Origin of the sequence: Dokdonella sp. (assembly GCF_051958935.1) — a bacterium.
In the GTDB taxonomy this organism is placed as follows: Bacteria; Pseudomonadota; Gammaproteobacteria; order Xanthomonadales; family Rhodanobacteraceae; genus Dokdonella_A.
In genome coordinates this window covers 1-6,922 of the sequence record NZ_JBQCFP010000119.1, presented here as the reverse complement: position 1 = coordinate 6,922, position 6,922 = coordinate 1, and the positions used below count along the sequence as shown (strand labels likewise).

The following is a 6,922-nucleotide window of genomic DNA, read 5'->3' as shown; positions in this document are numbered from 1 at the left end:
CCGACTTTGTGTTCGGCGCCGCGGCCGGTGTCGCCGCGGTTGTCGCGCCCGGCGCCGACCATGCCGTAGCCGGGCGCGCGCCTGGTTTGGCCGGCCTTCGGCTCGCGCCCGACCGGCATGCCGCCACTGAAGCCGACTTCGGGCGCGTAGACATCGCCGTCGGGCAGTCGGGTAAACGCGAGATCCTTGGCGATGCCGCGCTCGAATTCGGGCGCGAGGGTGCGCGCCGCCTTGCCGAGCCCGCGCGCCTTGTCTTTGTCTTCCGCGTCGGGGTCGCCCCATTGCGTCACGAAGTTGTCCTGCACGCGCAGGATTGCGAGCCCATCGAAATAGTGCGCGTGCGCGAGCGTGCGCAAGTTCGCTGCATGCAGCGGTGCGTACGCCTGCGCCAACTCGATCACGACGCGTCCGCCGGCGAGATCGAGATAGAGCGTGTTCTCGGGATCGAGCGCACGCCAGTCGCCGGGCTGCGAGGCTTCGAGCACCTCCTGCATCGTCCTACCCTTCGCCGCGGTCGCGGCGATGGCGGGCGAGGCGGCGAGTGCGACGGCGAGCGCGAGGCAACGGATCACGGCGGACATGGCGGCTCCTGCTGGAACGGCGAGTCTACGCGAACGCGCCGCGCGGGTGCGGCGACCTGCTGCGTCGGCCTGCTCCGTCGGCAAGCGGCTGCCGTATCATGGCGGTGCGTTCCAAGCGAGGAGGGGTGTCATGATCGACCGACTGATCGAACGATACCGTGATGCGCTGCTGCTGGCCGCGCGCATCCTGCTGATGGCGCTGTTCGTCATTTCCGGCTTTGGCAAGCTGATCGACTTCGACGGGACCGTGCACTACATGGAGTACGTGCATGCGCCGATGCCCGCGGTGTCGGCGGCGATCGCGACGATCATGGAGTTCGCGGTCGGCGTCGCCGTGCTGTTCGGCTTCCAGGTGCGACTGCTGGCGCTGGTGCTGATGGTCTTCGTCGCGGGCACTGCGCTCATCGGCCATCCGTTCTGGACGATGGAGGCGGCCGAGCGTTCGCTCAACCAGATCCATTTCCTCAAGAACCTGTCGATCATGGGCGGCCTGCTGCTGCTCGCGATCACGGGTGCGGGGCGCCATGCGCTGACGAGACGCTGAGTGCGGTGGCGCGGGTGGCTCCCGCGCCGTTCGCGTCCAGCGCAGCTCGCGCGGCGAGCGGAGTCGAAACAGCTGCGTCAGGATCGCGCGGGCCCTTCGACTCCGCCCGCTCCGTGGGCTGCGCCCAGCGCGAACGGAATCTTGCCGTGTGCCGGCCTTCGAAGACCGTTGCTCCCACGAAAGAACGCCGTATGTCGACCCCGCCTTCAAACCCGCGTCATGCCGCGTGATGGCGGCGGATGAAATCGCGCACGTCGGGGTAGACGGTGTCGCGCCAGCGGCGCCCGCTGAAGATGCCGTAGTGGCCGGCGCCCTTCACTTCGAGATGGGCGTGGTTCTTCGCCGCAATGCCGCTGCAGAGGTCGTGCGCGGCGCGCGTCTGGCCCAGGCCCGAGATGTCATCGAGCTCGCCTTCGATCGTGAGCAGGGCGGACTGGCGGATCGCCTCCGGCGCCACGCGCTCGCCTTCCACATGCCAGGTACCGAGCGGCAGCAGGTGCTCCTGGAACACGATGCGGATCGTGTCGAGGTAGAACTCGGCCGGGAGGTCGAGGACGGCGTTGTATTCGTCGTAGAACCGCCGATGCGCCGCGGCATCCTCGAGGTCGCCGCGCAGCAGGTCGCGGTAGAAGTCCCAGTGCGCGTGGAAGTGGCGGCTCGGGTTCATCGCGACGAAGCCGGCGTGCTGAAGGAAGCCCGGGTACACGCGGCGGCCCTTGCCGGGATAGTTCGGCGGCACGTCGAACACGACATTGGTTTCGAACCACGCGTACGGCTTGTGCGTCGCGAGGTCGTTGACCTGGGTCGGGCAACGGCGCGGATCGATCGGGCCGCCCATCATCGTCAGCGTGCGCGGCGTGGTTTCGCCGGCCGACGCCATCAGCGACACCGCGGCGAGCACCGGCACGGTCGGCTGGCACACCGACATCACGTGCAGGCGCTCCGCGCCGAGGTGGCCGATGAAGCGGCGCACGTACGCGATGTAGTCGTCGAGGCCGAACGGGCCCTTGTCGAGCGTCACCATGCGCGCATCGACCCAGTCCGTGATGTAGACGTCGTGGTCGCGCAGCAACGTGCGCACGGTGTCGCGCAGCAGGGTCGCATGATGGCCCGACAGCGGCGCGACGACGAGCACGACGGGATCCTCGCGCAACTGCGTGAGCGCCTGCGGATCATCGCTGCAGCGCTTGAAGTGGAGCAGGTTGCAGAACGGCAATTCGAGCGCGCGTTCCTCGATGACCGCGGCTTCGCGCCCGTGGGCGTGCACGGAGGTGATGCCGAAGGCGGGTTTCTCGTAGTCCTTGCCGAGCCGGTAGAAGAGCTCATAGCCGGCGGCGATGCGATCGACGCCGGGCATGCGCGCGAGCCAGTTGTCCGGCGCGGACAGCGCGTTCGCGGCCGCACCCGACCAGGTGACCAGCGGATTCAGCAGCGTGCGATTGATTTCATGCAGGTGGTACAGCATCGCGGATCCGGCTCGACAGGACAGCCGATCATAACAGCCCGCACGAGCGGCCCGGACGTGCCCGTTCGTCAAGGTCGGTAAACGGCCACGCCGTTCAGGGACGGCCCGGCAGCTGCGCAGGCAGCGCATGCGTGCTGTGACCGCGCATGCCGGGAGTCGCCGGCGCCTGCGGCAGCGGCCACACCCATGCGCCGCGCGAGCGCGTGAAGATCGCGAGCGTGGTCGCGCCGCGGTCGAGCACGAGATCCCAGATCATCGCCGACGGCAGTCCCGCGCCGAAGCGGTTCCAGCCCGGCGATTCGGCGCGGATGTCGTCGGTGTAGTAGAGCCCCCAGTCGGTCCCCGCGTACGCCTGGCCGGGCACGTTGGGATTGAGCAGGATCGCATTGACGGGAATGTTCGGCAGGTTGCCGCTGCGGTTGCTCCAGCGGAACGTCGTGCAACCCGGATCGCAGTCGACGCGGTACACGTGGCCGGGCGTCGCGGGCGTGTTCTGGTCGAAGCCGGCGAGCGCGGCGTAACCGACGTCGGCCGCGGACGGGTCGTGCACGACGTCCATGACCGGGCGGTTCGGCAGCGTCGCATTGTCGCCGCTGAGATTGGTCCAGTGCGCCGGGCTCGAGGCGCCGCCGCCGAGCGCGGCGCCGGCCCACACGTTGCCGTCGTTCGTGCCGACGAGCGCACGCGTCGGGTCGGAATACGCATAGCGCACGCGATTGATGATCGACAGGTTCGCCGACGTCGTCAGCCGCTTGGTGAGATCCGGACTCGCCGGATACCACGACGTGTTCGGGAGGCCTCCGCTCAACGATTCCCACACGCGGAACGTGCCGGCGAGCATGCGCTGGCAACCGCTCGTCGGCGGGCAGGTGTCGCTGCCGCCGAACTTGTATAGATCGTAGTGCATGAGGAATCCGGCGCGATCGCCGCGCCAGAGGAGGCCGGTGCCTTCGTCGTAGGGCGCGACGATCTCGGTGGGCTCGGCATCGGGACCGTCGATCGACGCGACGACGAAACCGAACTGCGCGCTGTAGTACCAGCGCCGCGCGAGCACCGGCTCGATTCGGGTGTAGGTGCCGTCGCCGTCGAAGCGCGTGGCCCAGTGCGCGAGTCCCGGCTGTTCGCCCGCGGCCCAGGTCTGCGACGAGGAGGTATTGTCCTGCGCGCCGCCGCTGATGCCGCGCAACGGGCTTGCCGGGTCGTCGAAGCGTGCGGTGATGTCGCCTGAGTAGAACTCGATCGTGTTGATACCGCCATTCATCGCGACGAACGTCGGTCGCGGCGCGCGCGCATCCGCGCTGTAGTAGATGCCGCCGTCGTTGCCGATCAGCAGGCGCCCGGGATCGTTGCCGACGTACGCGCGCACGTGGTTGTCGACATGCACGGTGCCGGGCCGGCCCGGGGCCGTCTCGTCGTATCCGCAGGTGAGGTTGGTGAAGCTGTCGGCGCCGTCGGTCGAGCGCCACACGTCGGTGGAACTCAGGAACAGCGTGTCCGCATCGGTCGGATCGACGAGCAGGCCGGCGTTGTAATCCTCGAACAGTAGGCCGTTGCCGTAGGCGTCGTGCACGCAGCCGGTCGCGAAGTCCTGCGGCGGTGTCGCGCTGTGGGTCCATGTCGCGCCGCCGTCGCGGCTGCGGAACACGCCCATGCCCATCGCCTGCGCATAGATGATGTCGCGATCGCCCGGCGCGACCGCGAGGTCGAGCCGGCCGAGTGGATTGCCGCCGCCGCGATAGGAAGGCACGCCGCTGCCGCTGCCGGCCGGCCAGCCGTTGTCGGTGCGCGACAGCAGCGACCAGCCGCTCGCGCAGCCGTTCGCGGGCATCGTGGCGCGGTAGATGCCATTGGCACCGTTTTCGCGCAGGTCCGGGCGCACGTCGGACGGCCGGCCGATCGCGCCGATCGCGACGAGCAGGTCGGTGCGGTTGCCGTCGTCGATGGCCACCATGCTCGTCACGTCCTGGCGCTGGTCCGTCCAAGGATTGGTGGTGCACGGCCCGTCGAAATGCACGCCGCCGTCATGGCTGAACCAGAGCCCCTGGTTGGTACCGACCGCGACGCGCAGGGGATCGTGCCGGTCGACGACGATCGCGCTCATCGCGTGGTACTGCGGGAACCGCCCCGCGGGTTGCTCGTAGGCCGGGTCGAACGCGTCCGCCGCGAGCACCTGCCAGCTTTCGCCGCCGTCGATGCTCTTGAGCAGGCCGCCGGCGCCGAACACGAACGGGCGATTGCGGCGGAAGTCGCCGGTGCCCGCGTAGATGACGTCGGGATTGGTCGGGTCGAGTGCGAGCGTACCGATCGCGATGTCCGCGATGCCGATCGCATCCGTCTTCGGCACCCAGGTCGTGTCGGGCCCGCAGCAGTTCGTCGTCTTCCACACGCCGCCGCCATCGGAGCCGAACCAGGCGATGCGCGCGTCGGCCGGATGCGTGACGATCGCGGTGACGCGGCCGGCGACCAGGCCGTAGTTGCGGTTCGCGAGGGGCGCGGGACCGAGCGCGGTCGCGCGATCCGCCGGCAGCACGCCGGTCTTCCTCGCACCCGCCGGCGCGCCGAGTGGCATCGCCTTGCGCATTCGCGCGTGATCTCCTCGCGCGTCGAGATACCAGCGCGCGCTGTAGTGTCCGGTCGGATAGGCGAGGCGCCATTCCCAGTACGGCGTGTCGCCGGGCGCCTCGAGTTCGCGTTCGCGTTCGTGCGCAGCCACGGGTGGACGGGCGGATCGTGTCCCGGGCGGCGCCTCGCGGCGCGAGGGCACGCTCCACGCGATGGCGCCGGCCGCGACGGCGGCGATGGTCACACCTGCGGCAAGCCTGTTCATCGCTGGCGCCTCCGAGCCTCCGGTGCGCCATTTTTAACGAAGCATTTCGTAGATGGCAAGCGCGACGGGCCGGCGCGCATCGCCATCGCCGCGCCGCATCGGCGCCCCATGCGCGCCGGTCGTCCATGCCACAATCGGCGGATCGTTGCGGCACCCGCCGCGTTGCCACGGGATCTTTGCATGTCGCCATCGTGCCGCGCCGCCATCGCCCTCGTCCTGTCGCTCTCCTTCGCCGCCGCGGGCGCCGCCGCGGCGGACGCGGGCCCGCCGCTCGCGGCGAGCTGGCCCGGCACGATCCGGCTCGAGGTCGACGCGACCGACGTCGGCCACCGCATCTTCCGCGTGCGCGAGCAGATCCCCGTTTCGCCGGGTCCGCTGACCCTGCTGTACCCGCAATGGCTTCCGGGCAAGCATGCACCGCGCGGGGCGATCGACAAGCTCGCCGGCCTTCGTTTCAGCGCGAACGGGCGGGCGATCGCGTGGAAGCGCGATCCGCTCGATGTTTACGCGTTCCAGCTCGACGTGCCCGCGGGCGTGACCCGGCTCGACGTCGAGTTCGAATTCCTCACGCCGCAGGATTCCTCGCAGGGGCGCGTCGTCGTGACGCCGTCGATGCTCAACCTGCAGTGGGAGGCGGTCGCGTTGTATCCGGCCGGCGTCGAGTCACGGGGCGTGATGGTCGATGCGGGCGTGAAGCTGCCCGCGGGCTGGCGCTTTGCCGGCGCGCTCGACGTCGCGCCGGGACAGACGCCGAATGCCACCGGCGCGGACGGCAGCGTGCGCTTCGCACCCGTGCCGTTCGACACGCTGGTCGATTCGCCGCTGTATGCCGGTCGGTATTTCCAGCGCATCGATCTCGCGCCGGGGGCGAAAGTGCCGGTGTTCCTCAACCTCGTCGCGGACGACGCGAAGGACCTCGAGGCGAAACCCGAGCAGATCCGCGCGCACCAGGCGCTGGTCGAGCAGGCGCGCAAGCTCTACGGCTCGCAGCATTACGACCACTACGATTTCCTGCTCGCGCTGAGCGACGATCTCGGCGGCATCGGCCTCGAACATCACCGCTCGAGCGAGAACAGCGCCGATCCGGCGTATTTCACCGACTGGGACAAGCAGGCACCGGGGCGCAGCCTGTTGCCGCACGAGTACACGCACTCCTGGAACGGCAAATACCGCCGTCCGGCCGACCTTGCGACGGCGAACTTCAACACGCCGATGCAGGGCAGCCTGCTGTGGGTGTACGAGGGCCAGACGCAGTACTGGGGCCACGTGCTGTCGGCGCGCTCGGGCCTCTGGAGCGAGGAGCAGGCGCGCGATGCGCTCGCGCTGGTCGCGCAGACCTACACCGACAACCGCCCCGGCTTCGGTTGGCGCGACGTGCAGGACACGACCAACGACCCCGTCGTCGCCGCGCGCCGCCCACTGCCGTATCGCAGCTGGCAGATGAGCGAGGACTACTACAACGCGGGCCTGCTGACCTGGCTCGCGGTCGATGCGAAGCTGCGCGA

Annotated in this window: 5 protein-coding genes; 2 read left to right on the top strand and 3 right to left on the bottom strand. The window is 69.5% G+C overall.

Annotated elements, in window-relative coordinates; translation table 11 throughout:
- A partial coding sequence (locus tag ACTHK2_RS11535) for a peptidylprolyl isomerase (protein WP_440245859.1) occupies window positions 1-581 on the bottom strand: 581 nt, incomplete at its 3' end.
- A 130-nt stretch (window positions 582-711) separates the two neighbouring features.
- Between ACTHK2_RS11535 and ACTHK2_RS11530 the strand changes: the two genes are divergently transcribed.
- Window positions 712-1,125: a DoxX family protein gene (locus tag ACTHK2_RS11530; protein ID WP_440245858.1), complete on the top strand. Its 414-nt coding sequence runs from the start codon at window positions 712-714 to the stop codon at window positions 1,123-1,125.
- Between the two features lie 217 nt (window positions 1,126-1,342).
- Here the strand turns inward: ACTHK2_RS11530 and ACTHK2_RS11525 are convergent, their stop codons facing one another.
- Together ACTHK2_RS11525 and ACTHK2_RS11520 are read right to left on the bottom strand one after the other, a co-directional pair.
- Window positions 1,343-2,590 carry a polyhydroxyalkanoate depolymerase gene (locus ACTHK2_RS11525; RefSeq protein WP_440245857.1) on the bottom strand — a complete coding sequence of 416 codons (1,248 nt, stop codon included), beginning with the start codon at window positions 2,588-2,590 and terminating at the stop codon, window positions 1,343-1,345.
- 94 nt (window positions 2,591-2,684) lie between these two features.
- Entirely contained in the window at window positions 2,685-5,303 is a 2,619-nt protein-coding gene (locus tag ACTHK2_RS11520) for a WD40/YVTN/BNR-like repeat-containing protein (protein ID WP_440245856.1), read from the bottom strand.
- A gap of 294 nt (window positions 5,304-5,597) precedes the next feature.
- Here ACTHK2_RS11520 and ACTHK2_RS11515 point away from each other — a divergent pair.
- Window positions 5,598-6,922, top strand: a 1,325-nt coding sequence (locus tag ACTHK2_RS11515) for a M61 family metallopeptidase (protein ID WP_440245855.1), incomplete at its 3' end; no start/stop codon positions are given.